Below are 17,385 nucleotides of genomic sequence, written 5' to 3'. Positions count from 1 at the left end.
CTCACACGCGCGAGGAGCCCATAGCCCGGATGCCGACGACCAACCCGACCGCCGCAGTGGCCGCGGCTGCGACGACACCTGCCGTCACCGTCGAACTCGCGAAGTCGCCGGCGAACAGTGCACGTTCGGCGTCGACGAGATATCCGAGCGGGTTGATGTTCACCAAGAACTGCATCCACCCCGGTGCGGCCGTCAGCGGCAACATCGTGCCGGAGAGGATGAGCAGCGGGAACATCAACGTCTGTTGGATGGACCAGAACACCCAATCCTGCCCGCGCACAGCCAAAGCCAACGCGTAGGACAGCGCGCCGAGCCCGACGCCGAACACTCCGAGGAGCACTATTCCCACGGCGGCACCGATCGGATTCACGGACAGGCCGAGTGGCAATGCGACCAGAACGATCAACACGGCCTGCGCAGCGAGCGGCACCATTTCCTTGAACGCCCGCCCGACGAGCAGAGCCGATCGCGGCAACGGGGTCACCAACATTCGCTCGTGAGAACCCTGCTGCAACTCTGCCAGCAGATTCGAGCCGGTCATGGAAGTGCCGAAGATGGTGATCATCGCGAGAACACCCGGCACGAACCAGTCCCAGACACTTCCGTCTCCGAGACCGGGGACATCGGTGAGCAGTGGGCCGAACAGAGCGAGCAGGATCAGCGGTTGGACGAGACTGAAGATGACGGTGAACGGATCGCGCACCATCGGCCGCAATTCCCGACCCATCACCAAAGCGCTTCCGGAGAGAACGTTCATCGGAGTTCTCCTGCCGTGCTTGCGTTGTCGAGCGCTGCGGCAGTTTCTCGAAGACTACGGCCGGTGAGGCCGAGGAACACGTCGTCGAGAGTCGGTCGGGTCATGTCCGCGGTGAGAACGCGGATACCGTGCATCTCGCTGCAACGCAGTACTTCCGGGAGAACGACTTCGGCGCGTCCGACGCGCAGGTTCAGGCGCGAGCCGGTTCTCGTGACGTCCCTGATGCCGTCCATTCCGGCGAGAAGCGAAAGGAGCGCCGACGCGTCGGACACGGTGAGAACGATCAGATCTCCTGCCAGTTCCGATTTCAGCGACGCAGCGGTGTCGTCGGCGATGACGGTTCCGTGGTCGACGACAATGACCCGCTCGGCCATCGAATCGGCCTCGTCGAGGTAGTGTGTGGTCAGAACGATGGTCGTGCCCATCTCGCGTCGCAGCCGGAGGATGTGATCCCACAGGTTGGCCCGACTCTGCGGGTCCATTCCGGTCGTCGGCTCGTCGAGGAACAACAGTGCCGGCCTGTGCACCAGTCCCAAGGCGATGTCGAGTCGGCGACGCTGTCCGCCGGACAGCGTCGAGACGGTGCGCGACCGCAGTTCGCCGAGTTCGAGTGCGTCGATCAATTCGTCTGCACGAGTTAGTGATCGGTGACGAGTCATGCCGTAACACAGGCCTTGCACGACGAGCTCGTCTCGCACGCGCTGGTTGTGTCCCGCACCGTTGCCCTGCCCCACATAGCCGAGGCTGCGCCGGACACTGTCCCGGTCCCGGCCCACGTCGAACCCGGCGATCCGAGCCGAGCCCGACGTGGGCGCGAGCAGTGTGGTCAGCATTCGGAGCGTGGTCGACTTACCTGCACCGTTGGGACCGAGGAGAGCTACCAGTTCTCCCTCACCGATCGTCAGATCGATGCCGCGCACCGCCTCCACGGTCTTCTTGCCTTGCCGAAAAGTCTTGGTCAGTCCCGATGTTTCGATCATCTCGTGCGCCCCTCGTCGTATCGGTGAATCCGTACGAGAGGAGACGCTAGAAACGATCGCGGTCAGCTACGGTCCGCGATGCTCGGCGCGAGTGAACTAGCCGAACACCGGGAACTTGCGCTTGCTGGCGAGCTCGTCCATGCCGGCCTGAATACTGGCCCGGACCTCGTCGTACTTCGCTTCGACGTAGGCCTCGTCGTCACAGCGAGCCGGATCGTGGTCGAGCTCGACCGGGGGCATGAACCGGGTTCGGATCTTGGCGGGCAACGGAATCTGCGGCAGCGCGGCAGGAGCGATGATCCACGGCAGCGAGATGGCGATGGGAAAAACCTTCAGGCGCGCAAATCTGTCCAGTCCGAGCGCCTTGGCCAGCTTGTCGCCTCGAATGAGCACCGGCATCGCGTCGGCACCGCCCACGGTCGCCACCGGAACGATCGGCACGCCCATTCGGATCGCAAGCTTGACGAAACCGGTTCGACCACCGAGCGTCGCCTCGTCACGCTTGCTCCACGGTCGCAGCGAATCGACCTCTCCACCGGGCCACACGATCACGTCCCTGCCCTCGGCCAATGCGGTCGACATCGAGTCCGGGGCCGCAGGCAACACACCCATGGATCGAAAGACTTTCCCGATCAACGGAAATGCCATCAGCGCGTCGTGCGCAGTGCCGTGCAGGATGCGCTTCTCGCCGAAGTGTCGCCACCACTGCGCTCCGACGGTCCACGCGTCCCACACGAACGGCGCACCCGAATGCACTCCGACGACGAGAACCGGCGACTCGGGAATCGTCTCCCAACCGTCGATCTCCATCCGGAAGTAGCGATCCATCACCCCGTTCCAGAGCCTTTGCTGACGGTCCATCGCCACGGTGTTCTGATCGTCGAGATCCCAATTTCCTGCGCGGTCGGCGACCACGGACCCGAGGCCACCCGACGCCTTCTCGCGTCGCTCCTTCATCTTCAGCCGAGCCGCTGCGGCATAACGCTGCGCTTGCTCGCGTAAAGCGTCCTTCGAAGGCTTGTCGGAGCTGTCCCCACCCGTTACGTGATCCCCATCACTCATACCCGCACGGTACTCCACCGCGAACTTCAGGTCCGACGACCGTGCTCGGTATCCCCGCGCGGTCATCGAGCTGTCCGTTATGGTCGAATCTCCAGCCGAGCGAACGAGGTACACAGATGGATCCGATCGAACCGGCGTACGGGACGACTCCCCTACTCCTGATCGCAGCAGCAGCCGTCGCAGTTCTGCTGTTCCTGATCATGAAGGTGAAACTGCACGCTTTCGTCTCGCTGGTCCTGGTCAGCGCCGTCACCGCCGTCGCAGCGGGCATCCCACTGGCAGACGTGCCGTCGGCATTGCTCTCGGGCTTCAGTTCCACCCTCGGTTCGGTCGCTCTACTCGTCGCCCTGGGTGTGATGGTCGGCCGACTGCTCGAAATCACCGGTGGCGCTCAAGTATTGGCCGATACTCTGATCAACCGCTTCGGGGCCAAACGTGCACCGCTCGCCCTGGGTGTCGCCGCACTCATCTTCGGCTTCCCCATCTTCTTCGACGCCGGCCTCGTCGTCTTCCTGCCGATCATCTTCACCGTCGCCAAGCGCTTCGGTGGATCGGTATTGCTGTACGCACTGCCGACCGCAGGCGCGTTCGCCGCGATGCACGCCATCGTTCCCCCGCACCCCGGTCCCGTCGCCGCCACGGAACTCCTCGGCGGAGATATCGGTTCGGTGCTTCTCGTCGGAGTTCCCGTCGCAGTCGTCTCCTGGTTCGTCGGCTCCTACCTGGTCGGTACCCAGCTCGGCAAACGATTCGTCACCGCGCCTGCCGACCTCTTCGCCGAGGGCGCAGCCAACTCCGAAGAACACGACAAAGAGATGGCCGGCCTCCGCGACCCTGCGCCGAAGTTCGGTGCGGTGCTGCTCATCCTGCTGACGCCGCTCGTACTGATCTCCCTCAACACCGTGGTCAACACTCTGACCACCTCGGGTGTGCTGACCGGAGACGAGACCTGGGCAGCAGCGCTGACACTCATCGGTCAGACGCCCATCGCGCTGCTCATCACCTTGCTGCTGGCTCTGTTCATTCTCGCGCCGGGACGCTTCCCCGTCGCCGACGGTGCCAAGTACATGGATCAAGCCCTCGGACCCATCTGTTCGATCATCCTGATCACCGGTGCCGGCGGCATGTTCGGTGGAGTGCTGCGGGCCAGCGGCATCGGGCAGTCGCTCACCTCCTCGCTGTCCGGCCTCGGACTGCCGATCCTGCTGCAGGCCTTCCTGATCGCCACCGCTCTTCGCGTCGCACAGGGCTCGGCCACCGTGGCCCTGACCACCACCGCCGGGCTGATCTCGGTCCAGGTCGCCGAGCTCGATCTGAGCAATTTCAAGATCGCGCTGTTGGTGTTCGCACTGGCCGCCGGAGCCACCGTGCTCTCCCACGTCAACGACTCCGGCTTCTGGCTCGTCAGCCGCTTCTTCGGCATGGACGAGAAGACGACACTGAAAACCTGGACCGTCATGGAAACGACACTGGGACTGGCGATATTCGCCCTCGCGTCGCTGCTGTGGGTGGTGTTCTAGCGGGGTTCGGCCACAACCAGCACGGCCGCTACACCGGATGTGTGTCGTCGAACGTCGGTACGACGAGCTCGAGCACCGGCGCGGCGTTGTGGCGAGGTCAGCCAAGCCCGCTCGCAACCCACCGCGCTGGTCTCTGCCTCGCCGCGACCCTCTACCAGCTCACGACCATCCCGACGGCCCAAAACTGAGGGGGTCAGAGCTGCTTGCGCATCTTCACACTTGTGGTTTCATATCCGGCTGACTCGTACATCCCGCGCGCGACCGCGTTGAAACCGAACACGCTCAGTCCCAGCGTCCGCGCGCCCTCCGCCCGTGCATGGTCTTCGGCGAGCTGCATCGCTGCTCGCCCATAGCCCTGGCCTCGGTGCTCCGGCTCGACTACGACATCCCAAACCCACCACGAGCTGGCGTCGTCCGAGTTGTCGCGACCGATCCAGAGGTACCCGACGATCTGGCCAGTGTCGTCAACGAGGTCGAACACAGTGTTGTTCGGGGTGGGAGCACCCGCCGGGAAAGCACGCTCGATGGCATTACTGGAGTGCTCTTCAGCGGCGCGCGGCGTCTCACCTACAGCGATCAGGTCCGTCTCGTACTCGCTTCCGCTCCGTTTCAGCCATGAGGGAAACCGTTGACGAGTGATCGGGACGAGTGTGATCGACATGTCGCCAGTCTGGCAGCGGTCTCGCGCCGACCCTCGACAGGTATGACCGACACGCCCTGGCCCTACGTGTCTCGCCAGGCAGCGGCCGGTCTTGTCATCGCGGGGATCACTTCGATGACACGTCACGTGCGGGAGGAACGGATATCGCCGACCGAGGCGCGACGCCAATTGCTGGACATACTCTTTCGAGGATCACTTCGCTCGTGACAGTCGGCGACCCGGCTGCTATCGCCCGTCGCGCTTGGGTTGCCAGCGGGCTGCGCTCGCCGATCGATGCGAGCCGAGCAGTCTCGTGCACACGAGCGGCTCGGGTCTCGGGCCGCTTGGCGGTCACGATCCACTCCAGAATCCCGCGGCGCGCGGACGGCGGAAACTGGTTCCAGTTATTCTCCGCATCAACGTGTTCGGTGAATGCAGCCGCAAGGTCCTCGGGCACGATCAGATCCTCGACCTCGTCCAGTACGGTCCATGCGCCGTTGGCCACGGCGGCCTCGACGGCTCGCTCCCCCGCTGGAAGTATCAGGCCTGCTTCACGAAGGGCCTCGATGCGAATCTTGTTCGGACGGGACCATGCACTCGCGGGTTTGCGGGGCGAGAAATACAACATGGTTCGCTCGTCGTCCAGCTTGCGGGGTCGACTGTCGACCCACCCCATCGCGAGTGCTTCCGTGACGGCGTCGTCGTAGCTGACCGCAGGTCTCCCGGTCGCCTTCTTTTACGACACCAGCCACACGGATTCCGTTGTTCCGTGATGTGCGATCAGCCATGTCCGCCACTGGGCACGTGTCTCGGCATGCACCCTCGGTGCGTCGTCCATGACGGCCATGCGTACCCCTTCGTTCGTCGGCACCAGTACAGCGCTCGTCTCACTCGTCGGCTTCGAACACGCATCCCCCGGATGGAAGCTCCAGGACGATGACGTCGTGGTCCTCTCCGGTGACGATCGCGGTGAAGATGACCTCCGCACCGTCCATCGACACCCACCAATTCATGTTGGCACCGCGCACACGCGGCACCTGCCGATACACTGCTCGGGCGTCCTCGACCACGGCCTGCGGATGCAGCCTCCGAGCGGTCTCGATGACGGTACGACGGACATGGTCGAGATCGATCAGGTCGTCGTCGTCCGACAATTGCGACGGACGAAAGTCGATGAGTGCGAAAGGTATTCGGATGACGGGGAGCGTCGCCGCATGTGCCATCGATTCGTCGGAAAACTCGGGGTCACGCCACTCGAGCACACCGTCCTCGAACGCGGGCGTCATCTCCCCGAGCGCTGATCCGGTCTCGACGCTGCGGTGAATCGCTGCGATGTATTCGGTCACGGAATCGAACAGCGGTGCGCCCCCGTCCGCCGCCTCGGCCGAGAACATCCGTACGCAGCCGCGCCGTCGACCCGGGCGTGTGTCGATGTAGGTGAGCCCGAAGATGCCCTCGGCGAACGGGACGTAGGCGGGGACAAACATCTCCGCGGTCTCGCCTGCCTCCTGAGCCCCCGCGGTGGCCGGCCAATCATCGCCCAAGTAATCGATCCGGTGCGGGTTCTCGACATTGTTGTTGTGCTCGCGGACCACCTCGTCGAGCGACAGAAGCGTCGAGTCCGGCAAGACCGAGCCGACCGAAACGTAATCCTCACCCAGGGGAACTTGCTGCCCGTCGTGCAGTCCGTAGAACTCGCGCAGTTCCTCGGTCCACGGCGTTGTCGCACGTTCCGCAGACTCTCGCTCGCCCGCGGTCCGCGGCGGCCGAATCGACGCAGCAGTGATGGGCGCACGTTCACGAAGCGTCGCCATGTACGCGGTCCATACCGCGGTGAGGTTCACGACTCGAACCTAATGGGTCTCGATCGGCGAGGGGTTTGTTACGGTTCTCCTTTCCGCGGAGATCACTCGACATGCTGCAGTCTCAGGCGACATTTCCTTCAGCGGTGTACCGACGGTGCGAGGCAATCGTGAGTGACAGCATTCGATTCGACGGAGTGCTCGAGCCGATGACGTGGGGCAAGAACACGTACACCATCATTCGTGTTCCGACTCGATTGGTCGAGGCAGCGGAGCGGTGGCCGACTCGCCGGATCGACGGTTCGATCGACGGACTGAGTCTCAATCTCGGTCTCAACAAAGCAGATTCGACTGTGCTGTCCGGGTCGTTCGTCTACATCGGTGCAGGTCTCCAGCGTCGGTTGGGCGTCGCTGCCGGTGATCTGGTGTCGTGCGAATTCGAACCGGCCGACCCCGATCTCGTTCCGGTGCCCGAGGATCTTGCGCGTGCGATGGAAGACGCGAGCTGCACGACCGTATGGGAGCGGAAGAGGGCGAGCGACCGACGTCAGTTGTTGATGCCGATCGACAATGCTGCGCGACCGCAGACCCGAGCAGAGCGCATCACGCGACTGGTGAGGTCGTTGACGGAAAGCGAGTAGACGGACGGGCTGAACACAACGGCCAGTCGTCACTGCACCGGCACGAGGATTCTCCACGCCCCCAGCGCGAGTGCGCCGACGGTGACGACGAGGAACAGTCCGACCCACACGATGCCGGGCAGGAAGGTCAACCGAGCCAGTTGATCGGCGTCGGAGTCCCGAGCTCGCCCGGCACTTCGGGATTTCTGCAGTTCGAGAACCGGCCGCGGACCGGCGATCAGCAGGAAGAACGTGATGAAGTACGCCGCGGCGACCTGTTGTTCCCCGGTACCCCACCAGGACACGACGAACAGCAGTCCACCGACGGTGACGAGAGACAGCAGTCCGTAGATGTTGCGAATCATCAACAGCATCAACGCAATCGAGATGATGCCGATCCACAGCACGGCCGAGGCTCGCTGTGTACCCAGTACCAGAGCGGCTCCGAGGCCGAGAAGCGACGGACCGACGTAGCCTGCGAAGGTCATGGCGATGACACCGAGCCCGGTCGGTTTGCCCTTGGAGATCGCGACGCCGGAGGTATCGGAGTGCAGTCGCAGACCCATCAGCTGTCGGCCGGTGATCAGCGCGACGAACAGATGCGCACCCTCGTGCGCGATGGTCACCACGTTGCGTGCAATTCGCCACGTCTGCGGCAACACGACGATGACGAGCGCCGCCAGGGCAGCCACTTGGACGATCCACACGGGTGGATCAGGACTCACCGCGGAAATGCGGTCCCAGAATTCGTTCACACCACAGTATGCGGCTTCGCCGCAGTGGTGCGGTTATGTGCCGCTGGGTGCACATGGGAGTGGAGCCTGCGGAACGACCCGCAGGCCTTGTCGCACCACTGCCGCAGGCACCTCAGGACGCGCGCGCTTCGGCCTTGGCGCGTTCGCGGGCGAGCGAGCGATCTCGCATCTCCTCGAACTTGGTGGCCTGACGTTCGAGGTCTTCGAGGAACGCGGCGAGTTCTTCGCGCTTGTTCTCACCGCGGGCGGTGAAGTCGTTGCGCTCGAACACTTGCCACTTGCGCAGCACGGGCCAGACGACGTCTTCGAGGTGCTGACGCAGGTCGTAGATCCCGTGCTTGGCCATCAGCACACCGTTGCGGCGGAAGTTCGGCATGCCGGCACCGGGCATGACGAAGTTCGTCACGATGTCCGAGACAGCCTGCAACGTCTGATCGGGCGAGATGTCCATCGCTGCGCCGGTGATGTTGCGGTAGAAGATCATGTGCAGGTTCTCGTCGGCGGCGATGCGCTGGAGCATGCGGTCGGCGATCGGGTCGTCGCAGACCTTGCCGGTGTTGCGGTGCGAGACGCGGGTCGCCAGCTCCTGGAACGTCACGTACGCGACCGAATGCAGCAGACCGACACCTGCCCCGGCGGGCGACGCGTAGCCGTTGGTCATGTGGATCATGCGGGCTTCTTCGAGGGCGACGGGATCGACGCCACGGGTGACGACGAGGTAGTCACGCATGACGATGCCGTGGCGGTTCTCTTCGGCGGTCCAGCGGCCGACCCAGGTTCCCCAGGCACCGTCCTGGGAGAAGTTCTCGGCAATCTCACGGTGGTAGGACGGCAGGTTGTCCTCGGTGAGCAGATTGGTGATCATCGCAGCCTGCGCGACGTCGGAGAGCTTGGACTGCTCCGGGTCGTAGTCCTTGCCGCCGAGTGCGGCGAAGTTGCGGCCTTCGTCCCACGGCACGTAGTCGTGGGGGTGCCACTCGCGCGCCATCGAAATGTGACGGTTCACGTTGTCCTCGGCAGTGGGCACCAGCTCCTGCAGAAGCTCGAGCTGTGTCAGATCCCTGGCCATCGACATGCCTCCTCGCATTGACGTCAGCTCACGAGCCTAGGTCGATGCGGGCGACTATCACGAAGCCTCGCCGAAACTCTGTTACAGGTAGCAACCGATCTTCGAGATCGGTCGTGCTCTGTCACAGCATCACGAGTGAGCCGCTTCCATCCCCGGGAGGCTCGGCGAGCGGAACACCCATCCGCGAAGGGCAAGGAATCGAGCGGCACCGACCAGACTGCTGACGGCGATCACTGCCAGAACTTGAACGTACGTGGCGGCGGCGGGAACGAGGAGGTGGACTGCGGCCAGCGCGGCGGTACTCAGACCCAGCCCGATCAGGGCGAGTCCTCCCGCTTCCCACTGGGTCTGGAACCAGCCGACGCGGTCGGCGGCGTGGAAGGTGTGGCGACGGTGCAACTCGTTGGCAAGCACGGTGCTCGCAGCCACTCCCGCCAGATTGGCGGGGAAAGATCCGAACGACGCGAGAGCGACGAACAGCAGTGCATAGACGCCGTTGCTCGATACCCCGACGATCACGAAACGAGCAAACTGGGCCGGCACAGTCTCACCGAACAGGCGTGCCCTGCAGTCGGGCTCCGTAGGCGCTGACAGTGCTGTGCTCACGAGGTCTCCAGTTGTAGAACCGGAAGCGTCGACCGACGCTTCGAATCGATACAACTTCGCGTGCGCCCGAATCGGTGCCAGAGGTGACCGAGGTCTCAGACCTTCGAGGAACTTTCTTCCCGTGCACGCTTCTTGCGATCGAGGTCGATGTTCAGCTTGTCGGGCTTGATCGATGCGACGAACAACACCGCGACGAGCACGACCACCACGACGATGGTGACGATTACCACCGCGATGCCGAAGATTGCCAAAATACCGTTCATGTCCTGCCTCCCGTGTCAGGCAATACGGTACTTGTCGTAGACGGGCCGGTCCACGCCCGCCCCTGTAGCTCGTTCCACGGCCGTCAGCTCACCAAGCGTTCGACGGCGCGCATGGGCAGAGACAACCAGGTCGGTCGGTTGCGCGCTTCGTACAGTACCTCGTAGACGGCTTTGTCCAGTTCGTACGCGCGCAACAGATCGGCTTCGTCGCGTGGATCGTGGCCGGCCACCGACGTGTACCCGTCGAAGAAGGCCGTGATGCTTCGCGCAGCCCACTGCTCGGCGCGTTCCCGCAGCGCCGGGTCCTCCGGTAGGTCGACGAGCAGATGGTTGGCGGCATAGTCGAACGACCGCAGCATTCCGGCGACGTCGCGCAAAGCACTGTCCATCTGCCTGCGTTCGTCCAGCGTCTTGGCCGGCTCTCCCTCGAAGTCGATGAGCAGCCACCGCTCGGGGGTTCCCAACACCTGCCCCAGATGCAGATCGCCGTGAATGCGCTGAACGGTGGTACTGCTCGACGCTTCGGCCCGTGAGATCAGGGCCGTCGCGGCGGGGATGTACCGGGCGATCTCCGGAACCACTCGCGCTACTCCGGAGATGCGCTCGAGGATCTCTTCGACGGCCGTCGATTCCACGGAACGTTCGGCGGTACCCAAGACCGAGGCGAGGTCGTGATGTACCTGCGCGACGGCAGCGCCGAGTCGATGCGCGTGGGGAGCGAAATCGGCGGACAGATCCTCGATCGGCGTGGCGGGGGAATCGAACACCTCGCGCACGCTCGCCAGCGCAGTGGTCCATCCCTCGGCAGAATTCGCCGCGAAGTCCTGGATCATCCCCAGCGTGGTCGTCTCGCCGCCGACCTGCGCTTCCAGCCACCCTCGCAGCGGTGCCACGTTGACGCTGCCTACCTCCGCCAGCGCGCGGTGCAACTCGACGTCCGGACTGATTCCGGGCGGTACCTGACGAAACAGCTTGAGCAGCAGCAGATCACCGAGAATCACCGAAGTATTGGACTGCTCTGCACCCAGAACCCGACCGCGCATCCCCTGCGGCACGCTCGAACCGTCGACGACCTTGAATTCGATACTGCCCGTAGGCTTTTCATCGGAGAACGCGTCACCGTACAGGGCGATGATCTCGGGATCGCGTAGGCCGTCGAACACTGCCATCTCACCGGGCACCGGCAACAGCCACGGGCGTAGTTCCTCGGGCACCTCGGTGCGGAAACCGAGGGGCACCTGATAGGTCTGGGTCACCGACGTGCCGTCCTGGACGAGATCCACTTCGACGAGCAGGTGCTCGGCGGCGAAATGCGGCTCGTCGTGCAGTACGTCCAGAGCGACGATCCGCACGGCACCCACCGTCGAACCCTTTGCGCCGAACCATCGTTGACCTGGTAACCACGACACCAGTGCGTCCTCGAGCAGGTGTCGAACAGCGTGTGCCGCGCTCGAGCTGGAACCGACCATGAGTATCTCTCGCCGCCTTCGGGGAGTTGCAGAGCGTGTGACCGTACCGTGTCCGAACCTACCCACTCGGAGCCACCGCCACACCCCGGCAGCAAAGACACCCGAACGTTATGCAGGTCTTACGCCGGTGCATCGACATGCTCGTACAGTGGGGACATGTCCGCTCCACTGACCGCCCACATCGACGTGCATCGTGCCGGTGATCGACTGAAAACCCGTGTGTCCTGGCTCGACTCGAAGCACTCGTTCTCTTTCGGTCAGCACTACGACCCCGAGAACACCCACCACGGCCTGCTGTTGGTGAACAACGACGACATCGTCACCGCCGGGCAGGGATTCGAGACGCATCCGCACCGCGACACGGAGATCATCACGTGGGTGGTGCAGGGCTCTCTGGTGCATCAGGATTCGATCGGGCACTCCGGCATCATCTATCCCGGACTGGCGCAACGGATGAGTGCGGGCAAAGGCATCATGCACTCGGAGAAGAACGACTCCTGGAGTATCGACGGCAATCGGCACACCGAACCCGTCCGCTTCGTACAGATGTGGGTGATGCCCGACAGTCCCGGCACCGCACCCGGCTATGAACAACTCGAGATCGACGACGAGCTGCTGCGCGGCGGACTCGTCACGGTCGCGTCGGGCATGGACCGACACCGTGGTCAGGCGGCAATCGGCATCGGCCAGAAGTCGGCCGCGTTGCACGCTGCGCGACTGACACCGGATTCGACCGTGACCGTTCCCGACGCTCCGTTCGTCCACGTGTTCGTGGTCCGCGGCACCGTCTCGATGGAAGGCGTAGGAGATCTGTACGAGGGTGACGCGGTGCGCATGAGTTCCACTGGTGGGCAACGTATTACAGCTGCCGATTCGGCCGAGGTGCTCATCTGGGAGATGCACTCGCGACTCGGCGGTTGACGTGTACGTTCGATGACAAGTTGATCACGGGGGCACGCGGCGTCTGTGCCCGCGGCAGCCATCTGCATACACTCCGAGCGTTCACGATCGCCGATCTCGGAGGTATCAGACGTGTCGAATGACTATCCCCCGCCAGGAAACTATCCTTCGCCTGGCGAGTACCCCCAGCAGGGCGGATATCAGCAGGGTGGATACGAGCAACAGCCGGTAGCGCCGAAGAACACCATCGGCACAGTGGCGCTGGTTCTGGCGATTCTCGGTGTGTTGTTCTCCTGGACCATCGTCGGCGGAGTTGTTCTCGGCCTGATCGCGATCGTCCTCGGCTTCATCGGTCGGTCGAGGTACAAGAAACGCGTCGCCACCAACGGCACCGTGTCTCTCATCGCGATCATTCTCGGTTTCGTGGCGGCGGCCCTGTCGATCGTTCTCGTCGTCGTCGGTGTCGGCCTGTTCAACGCAGTCGGCGGACAAGACTTCACCGACTGCATGACCAACGCAGGCAGCGATACTGCAGCGCAACAGCAATGTGCCGACGAATTCCAGCAGAACGTCGAGAACCAGTACGGCGACTCGACACCGAACTGAGTCGGTGCCGAGACACTCGCGTCTCGATACGTCAGGCGGGCCGGTCACCACGCGGCGACCGGCCCGCTACGACAACCCGGTTACCGCCCTGCTTCTTGGCTTCGTACATCGCGGCATCTGCTACTCGCAACAGTCGCGTAGTGAGTTCGACGGCGTCGAGACCGATGTCCTCGGCGCTCGGGTACGTGCAGTGCGCGACGCCTATGCTCACCGTCAGGGATGCGATGTCCTCCGCTGAGTGCGCGGCATCGCGATACTCCTCGGCCAGTGCACGGGCCTCGGCTTCGGCCGATGTGGTCACCACCGCGAACTCCTCACCGCCCACTCGCGCGACCAGCACCTCGTTTCTCGTCAATCGACGTGCGACGAGTTGCAGGGCCGCGTCCCCTTGGTGATGTCCGAATCGGTCGTTGATCGACTTGAATCGGTCCACGTCGACAACCATGACCGACACATCGGTCGCGCCGAGGAAGTACACCGGTAGTGCCTCGTCGAGCCCTCGGCGGTTGCGCACCTGAGTGAGTGGGTCGAAGTTGGCCGCCTGCGCTTGGACCTGCAGTTTGAGGAGCAGGTACTGGAAGAAGGTCGGGCCCATGAACGTGATGGGGATCAGCACTACGAGCTGCGCGACGGCCAGACCGTGATCTGCGTCGGGTGACAACGAGATCAACACGAAGAACAGCGCCACGGCCGTTCCTGCCCACAGCAGATGCAGCGCCATGACTCTCGGGCTGTGAAAGAGCTGTACGTACACGCTGTTGGCAGCGAGCATCGCGAGGGCCAGATAGATGGTTTGAGGCGATCCGTAGGAGAGCAGTACCAGTGTGGTTCCGATGTCCGAGTACGCGGCGAACATCAGAGACACACGCTTCGACGGCCACGGAGCGGTCAGCCAGGCGACACCGACCACCAGCGTCGACACGATGGCGACGACGAAGATGGACCTACCGATCGCAGAGGTCGGCGGGGCGTCGGTGAGCAGCAGCAACGCAGCAGCGCCGAGTCCGTAGAAGAAAGTGCTCAATGCGGCGGCGAGGCGATACGGTCCGAGGGCACCGTGCAGCCCGAGGTAGCCGACGACCGACGCGTAGCTGTGAGGCTGGTGCCACCACGTGCGCAGGAATGTCGAGTGCACGTAGCCTCCATGCGCGTTCCGGCCGAGCATCACCGGACCGGACGATTCTCTGCCGGACCGGGCCGGACATATCGGCCATTCGTGATGCTATTCGACGGGGGTCACCCTCGGAGGTCTCTTCGGCGGAATGCTGCGAATCCACCGAGGCCGATAGCTACCGCGACGACAACGAGCGCAGCGATCGGTGCGAGAGACACTGCAGCCCCCGGCAATCGCGGAGTGTGCGTGAAGGGTGAGAGATCGAGCAACGGTTGCGGCATGCCCACCACGGAACCGATCTGGCCGAGCGCCACGAAGCCGCCGAGTACGGCCCACAGAACGGTCGCGAATCGAGGGACAGCGCCGAACAATGCCACGCCGATCGCCGTCACCACCCACACGGCCGGAAGCTGAGCCAGTGCGCCGACCACGACGGACGGCAGTTCGCGCGACATGTCGCCGGTTGCCGACCCGTATGTCAGCCCGATGGTGAGGCCGACGACCAACAGTAGCCACGCCGGGCCGAGTACGGCGAAGAGCAGATGTCCGGCCGGCCACCGATGGCGCGAGACACTCGTGGCCAGCACGATCTCGGCCAGACCCGACTCTTCCTCGCCGTGCAGACGTAGCACGGCCGACGCGGAATAGGCCGCCACCATGATGCCGACCATGCTCAGCACGACGGCGATGAACGACTGTTCGATCGTGGTGCCGCCGAACTTGCCCAGTGCGTCGCTGATGGCGGCGCTGCTGCCGAGTTGATCGCCGATGCCGTCCGTGGACGACCCGATCGCGATACCGAACAGGGCGAGGCCGACGGTCCAGACGACGGTGGTTCCGCGGGACAGTCGCCACGCGAGGGCGACGGGACCGGCCAGTGACGGAACGGCAGCCACCCGGCCGCGGCGTTCGGCCCGCAGTCCACTGCCGAGATCGCGTCGATTCGCTGCCACGAACGCTGCAGCACAGAACGCGGCTGCAGCCGCCAGCGACAGCAACAGCGGCCACCACCGTTCGTCGGCGAACGGTCGCACCTGCGCCGACCACCCGATCGGCGAGAACCACGACAGGGTTCCCGAACCGATGTCGCCGATCGCTCTGAGGACGAACGCGGCGGCCAACACCCCGAGGGCGTAGCCGCGAGCCGCGCGAGCCCCGGACGCCACCTGTGCCGCCAGCCCCGCGCAGCCGACGAACACCGCACCGACGACGACGATCGAGGCACCGAACGCGACGCTCCCGGCCACCGGCAGACCGAATGCCCACAGCGAGAGAAACGACAGCAGTCCCGTCGCCGTCACGCCGCCGCCCGCAACCAGAACGGCCGCTGTCAGCCCTGCGAATCTGCCCACCGCAGTCGACCCGATCAGCTCGATACGACCGGCGTCCTCCTCACCGCGGGTATGCCGAACGACGGTGAGGATCGCCGCCAACGGAACGAGGGTGAGCATCAGTCCGGCGCGCCACGACACCAAGGCACCCAGGTCACTGCCGAAAATAGGCCCCACGAGCGCCGCCTGCGCCGGCACTGCCTCGGTGCCGAGATAGAACGCTCGACGGTCTGCCGCCGTCGGATACAGCCCCTCGAAGCTGACCGCGTACAGCAGCGGGAGCGCTCCGAGCAGAACGACCCAGACCGGCAACACCAGTCGGTCGCGGCGCAGACACAGCCGCAGCAATGCCGCTGTGCCGCTCAGGCTGTTCATGCGTAGTACCTCAGGAACAGCTCCTCGAGAGTGGGCGCGGAGCTGATCACGCTCTGCACTCCCGCACCGGCCAGGACGTGCATCACCGCAGCGAGCGCCTCGTTCTCCACCGTGCAGGTAATCGTGGATCCGTCCACGGTCACCCCACTGACCCCGGTGACCCTGTCGAAATCCTCGGGTACTCGATCCACAGTGACGGTCATCGTCGTGCGGGTGAGGTGCCGCATAGACGCCAGGGTCCCGGTGTCCACCGTGCGCCCGTCCCGGACGATCGTCACCGAACTGCACAACGCATCCACCTCGGACAGGATGTGCGAGGACAGCAGCACCGTGACTCCGCGTCGCGCAGCATCGTTCACGCATTCGGCGAACTGCTGCTCCATCAGGGGATCGAGACCGGAAGTGGGCTCGTCGAGGAGCAGCAGCTCCACGTTCGATGCCAGGGCCGAGATCAGAGCGACCTTCTGGCGATTGCCTTTCGAGTAGGTGCGACTCCGCTTGCCGGGGTCGAGGGAGAACCGTTCGATCAGCTCGGCCCGGCGGCCGGAGTCGATACCGCCGCGCATCCTGGCGAGCAGATCGATGACCTCCCCGCCGGTCAACGACGGCCACAGCGTCACATCTCCGGGAACGTAGGCCAGCCGTCGATGCAGTGCGACGCCGTCGGCCCACGGATCACCACCGAGCAACCGGACAGTCCCCGACGTCGCGCGCACGAGACCGAGCAGTACGCGGATCGTGGTGGATTTACCCGACCCGTTGGGGCCCAGAAAGCCGTGTACATCACCGGTCTCGACGTGCAGGTTCAGGCCGTCGAGTGCCCGGACCGAACCGAACGTCTTCACCAGATCGTCGACTGCGATGGCGTCGGTCATTTCTCGGCCTCCAGATAGGTATCCAAGGATTGGGAGTCGGTGAACAATCCGTCGGTGTACAGCTCGAGTGCCGGCAGCATCACCTCGTCGCCGAGCGCACTCAGAGCCGCGCGGAAATCGACGTCCGGGCCGGCCATCTGCACGTACAACAGCAGACCGCCCACGTTCTGGCGCGTCAGGAACCGGGCGCGCGCCGCGGGGTCGCGGCTGGGTGTGAATCGGCCGTCGCGCACTCCGTCGTCGAGGTAACGGACGGCGTCGTCGACCATGTGCTCGAACAACTCTCGGGCCAGCGCTCCGCCGGAGGAGAAGCTCCGCACGATGTAGGCGACGAGCGGTGCGTACTCGTCGATGCGGGCAAGCTGTTCCATCATCCCGGTAGGACCGGCCGAGGCGGCCTTGGATTCGCGGATCGTGCGCAGGACGTACTCGTCGCACGCTGCCCGAAGTCCGTCCTTGGACCCGAAGTGGTGGTTGAGCAGCCCTGGTGAGACGCCGGCGGCGCTGGCGATGGACCGCACACCGGCGGTGAAACCCTGCACGCCGAAGATGTCGATCGCGGTGTCGCGGATCCGCGCGCGGGTGGTCAGATCCTCCGATGCTGAACGCATGTACAGCACATTAAACACCCGTTCAATCGA

Annotated in this window: 19 protein-coding genes; 4 read left to right on the top strand and 15 right to left on the bottom strand. The window is 64.3% G+C overall.

Translation table 11 applies throughout. From position 1 onward, the window contains the following. Position 1 precedes the first annotated feature (1 nt). From QM588_RS02550 to QM588_RS02540, 3 genes are all read right to left on the bottom strand, one after another. Positions 2 to 757: an ABC transporter permease gene (locus QM588_RS02550; RefSeq protein WP_283311253.1), complete on the bottom strand. Its 756-nt coding sequence runs from the start codon at positions 755 to 757 to the stop codon at positions 2 to 4. Beyond that, complete coding sequence (locus tag QM588_RS02545; protein ID WP_283311252.1) at positions 754 to 1,737, bottom strand: ATP-binding cassette domain-containing protein; 984 nt, start codon at positions 1,735 to 1,737, stop codon at positions 754 to 756. Before QM588_RS02545 ends, QM588_RS02550 begins: the two co-directional genes overlap by 4 nt. A gap of 96 nt (positions 1,738 to 1,833) precedes the next feature. Then, complete coding sequence (locus tag QM588_RS02540; RefSeq protein ID WP_283311251.1) at positions 1,834 to 2,799, bottom strand: lysophospholipid acyltransferase family protein; 966 nt, start codon at positions 2,797 to 2,799, stop codon at positions 1,834 to 1,836. Between the two features lie 116 nt (positions 2,800 to 2,915). On the opposite strand from QM588_RS02540, the gene QM588_RS02535 reads away from it, so the two are divergent. Further along, a complete protein-coding gene (locus QM588_RS02535) occupies positions 2,916 to 4,319 on the top strand; it encodes a GntP family permease (protein WP_283311250.1) in 1,404 nt (467 codons plus the stop codon). 193 nt (positions 4,320 to 4,512) lie between these two features. Here the strand turns inward: QM588_RS02535 and QM588_RS02530 are convergent, their stop codons facing one another. The 3 genes from QM588_RS02530 to QM588_RS02520 form a co-directional block, all read right to left on the bottom strand. Further along, positions 4,513 to 4,980 (bottom strand): GNAT family N-acetyltransferase, encoded by a 468-nt coding sequence (locus QM588_RS02530; RefSeq protein ID WP_283311247.1) that lies wholly within the window; start codon positions 4,978 to 4,980, stop codon positions 4,513 to 4,515. Between the two features lie 106 nt (positions 4,981 to 5,086). Further along, positions 5,087 to 5,635 carry a YdeI/OmpD-associated family protein gene (locus QM588_RS02525; RefSeq protein ID WP_283311245.1) on the bottom strand — a complete coding sequence of 183 codons (549 nt, stop codon included), beginning with the start codon at positions 5,633 to 5,635 and terminating at the stop codon, positions 5,087 to 5,089. Positions 5,636 to 5,846: 211 nt separating this feature from the next. Further along, positions 5,847 to 6,803: an SMI1/KNR4 family protein gene (locus QM588_RS02520; RefSeq protein ID WP_283311244.1), complete on the bottom strand. Its 957-nt coding sequence runs from the start codon at positions 6,801 to 6,803 to the stop codon at positions 5,847 to 5,849. 128 nt (positions 6,804 to 6,931) lie between these two features. Between QM588_RS02520 and QM588_RS02515 the strand changes: the two genes are divergently transcribed. Then, positions 6,932 to 7,402: a YdeI/OmpD-associated family protein gene (locus QM588_RS02515; protein WP_283311242.1), complete on the top strand. Its 471-nt coding sequence runs from the start codon at positions 6,932 to 6,934 to the stop codon at positions 7,400 to 7,402. A gap of 29 nt (positions 7,403 to 7,431) precedes the next feature. Here the strand turns inward: QM588_RS02515 and QM588_RS02510 are convergent, their stop codons facing one another. The 5 genes from QM588_RS02510 to QM588_RS02490 form a co-directional block, all read right to left on the bottom strand. Further along, positions 7,432 to 8,136, bottom strand: a complete 705-nt coding sequence (locus QM588_RS02510) for a M50 family metallopeptidase (protein ID WP_032369542.1) — start codon at positions 8,134 to 8,136, stop codon at positions 7,432 to 7,434. 112 nt (positions 8,137 to 8,248) lie between these two features. Beyond that, complete coding sequence (locus tag QM588_RS02505) at positions 8,249 to 9,205, bottom strand: acyl-ACP desaturase (protein WP_167329357.1); 957 nt, start codon at positions 9,203 to 9,205, stop codon at positions 8,249 to 8,251. A 129-nt stretch (positions 9,206 to 9,334) separates the two neighbouring features. Then, positions 9,335 to 9,811 carry a GtrA family protein gene (locus QM588_RS02500; protein WP_442972851.1) on the bottom strand — a complete coding sequence of 159 codons (477 nt, stop codon included), beginning with the start codon at positions 9,809 to 9,811 and terminating at the stop codon, positions 9,335 to 9,337. A 95-nt stretch (positions 9,812 to 9,906) separates the two neighbouring features. Then, positions 9,907 to 10,074 (bottom strand): hypothetical protein, encoded by a 168-nt coding sequence (locus QM588_RS02495; protein WP_283311238.1) that lies wholly within the window; start codon positions 10,072 to 10,074, stop codon positions 9,907 to 9,909. An 83-nt stretch (positions 10,075 to 10,157) separates the two neighbouring features. Then, a complete protein-coding gene (locus QM588_RS02490; protein WP_283311235.1) occupies positions 10,158 to 11,543 on the bottom strand; it encodes a maltokinase N-terminal cap-like domain-containing protein in 1,386 nt (461 codons plus the stop codon). Positions 11,544 to 11,699: 156 nt separating this feature from the next. Here QM588_RS02490 and QM588_RS02485 point away from each other — a divergent pair, with 156 nt between their 5' ends. Further along, a complete protein-coding gene (locus QM588_RS02485) occupies positions 11,700 to 12,464 on the top strand; it encodes a pirin family protein (protein WP_283311233.1) in 765 nt (254 codons plus the stop codon). 111 nt (positions 12,465 to 12,575) lie between these two features. Then, positions 12,576 to 13,049 (top strand): DUF4190 domain-containing protein, encoded by a 474-nt coding sequence (locus QM588_RS02480; RefSeq protein WP_283311232.1) that lies wholly within the window; start codon positions 12,576 to 12,578, stop codon positions 13,047 to 13,049. Between the two features lie 31 nt (positions 13,050 to 13,080). Here QM588_RS02480 and QM588_RS02475 read toward each other — a convergent pair whose 3' ends face one another. The 4 genes from QM588_RS02475 to QM588_RS02460 all read right to left on the bottom strand — a co-directional run bounded on the left by QM588_RS02475 (position 13,081) and on the right by QM588_RS02460 (position 17,355). After that, positions 13,081 to 14,184 (bottom strand): GGDEF domain-containing protein, encoded by a 1,104-nt coding sequence (locus tag QM588_RS02475; RefSeq protein WP_283311231.1) that lies wholly within the window; start codon positions 14,182 to 14,184, stop codon positions 13,081 to 13,083. A gap of 101 nt (positions 14,185 to 14,285) precedes the next feature. Further along, positions 14,286 to 15,869, bottom strand: a complete 1,584-nt coding sequence (locus tag QM588_RS02470; protein WP_283311230.1) for an ABC transporter permease — start codon at positions 15,867 to 15,869, stop codon at positions 14,286 to 14,288. Next, complete coding sequence (locus tag QM588_RS02465) at positions 15,866 to 16,744, bottom strand: ABC transporter ATP-binding protein (protein WP_283311228.1); 879 nt, start codon at positions 16,742 to 16,744, stop codon at positions 15,866 to 15,868. Before QM588_RS02465 ends, QM588_RS02470 begins: the two co-directional genes overlap by 4 nt. Beyond that, a complete protein-coding gene (locus QM588_RS02460; protein WP_283311226.1) occupies positions 16,741 to 17,355 on the bottom strand; it encodes a TetR/AcrR family transcriptional regulator in 615 nt (204 codons plus the stop codon). The genes QM588_RS02465 and QM588_RS02460 overlap by 4 nt, the downstream gene beginning before the upstream one ends. Positions 17,356 to 17,385 lie beyond the last annotated feature (30 nt).

Source organism: Rhodococcus sp. IEGM 1354 (assembly GCF_030056855.1).
GTDB lineage: Bacteria > Actinomycetota > Actinomycetes > Mycobacteriales > Mycobacteriaceae > Rhodococcoides.
The sequence above is the reverse complement of the archived record's forward strand: the minus strand, read 5'-3'. Positions and strand labels throughout refer to the sequence as shown.

Excerpts from the sequence above, each read along its gene's own strand:
- QM588_RS02460 (WP_283311226.1), bottom strand. The coding sequence starts at position 17,355 with ATGCGTTCAGCATCGGAGGATCTGACCACCCGCGCGCGGATCCGCGAC.
- QM588_RS02465 (WP_283311228.1), bottom strand. The coding sequence starts at position 16,744 with ATGACCGACGCCATCGCAGTCGACGATCTGGTGAAGACGTTCGGTTCG.
- QM588_RS02525 (WP_283311245.1), bottom strand. The coding sequence starts at position 5,635 with ATGGGGTGGGTCGACAGTCGACCCCGCAAGCTGGACGACGAGCGAACC.
- QM588_RS02495 (WP_283311238.1), bottom strand. The coding sequence starts at position 10,074 with ATGAACGGTATTTTGGCAATCTTCGGCATCGCGGTGGTAATCGTCACC.
- QM588_RS02550 (WP_283311253.1), bottom strand. The coding sequence starts at position 757 with ATGAACGTTCTCTCCGGAAGCGCTTTGGTGATGGGTCGGGAATTGCGG.
- QM588_RS02535 (WP_283311250.1), top strand. The coding sequence starts at position 2,916 with ATGGATCCGATCGAACCGGCGTACGGGACGACTCCCCTACTCCTGATC.
- QM588_RS02490 (WP_283311235.1), bottom strand. The coding sequence starts at position 11,543 with ATGGTCGGTTCCAGCTCGAGCGCGGCACACGCTGTTCGACACCTGCTC.
- QM588_RS02530 (WP_283311247.1), bottom strand. The coding sequence starts at position 4,980 with ATGTCGATCACACTCGTCCCGATCACTCGTCAACGGTTTCCCTCATGG.
- QM588_RS02545 (WP_283311252.1), bottom strand. The coding sequence starts at position 1,737 with ATGATCGAAACATCGGGACTGACCAAGACTTTTCGGCAAGGCAAGAAG.
- QM588_RS02470 (WP_283311230.1), bottom strand. The coding sequence starts at position 15,869 with ATGAACAGCCTGAGCGGCACAGCGGCATTGCTGCGGCTGTGTCTGCGC.
- QM588_RS02505 (WP_167329357.1), bottom strand. The coding sequence starts at position 9,205 with ATGGCCAGGGATCTGACACAGCTCGAGCTTCTGCAGGAGCTGGTGCCC.
- QM588_RS02485 (WP_283311233.1), top strand. The coding sequence starts at position 11,700 with ATGTCCGCTCCACTGACCGCCCACATCGACGTGCATCGTGCCGGTGAT.
- QM588_RS02540 (WP_283311251.1), bottom strand. The coding sequence starts at position 2,799 with ATGAGTGATGGGGATCACGTAACGGGTGGGGACAGCTCCGACAAGCCT.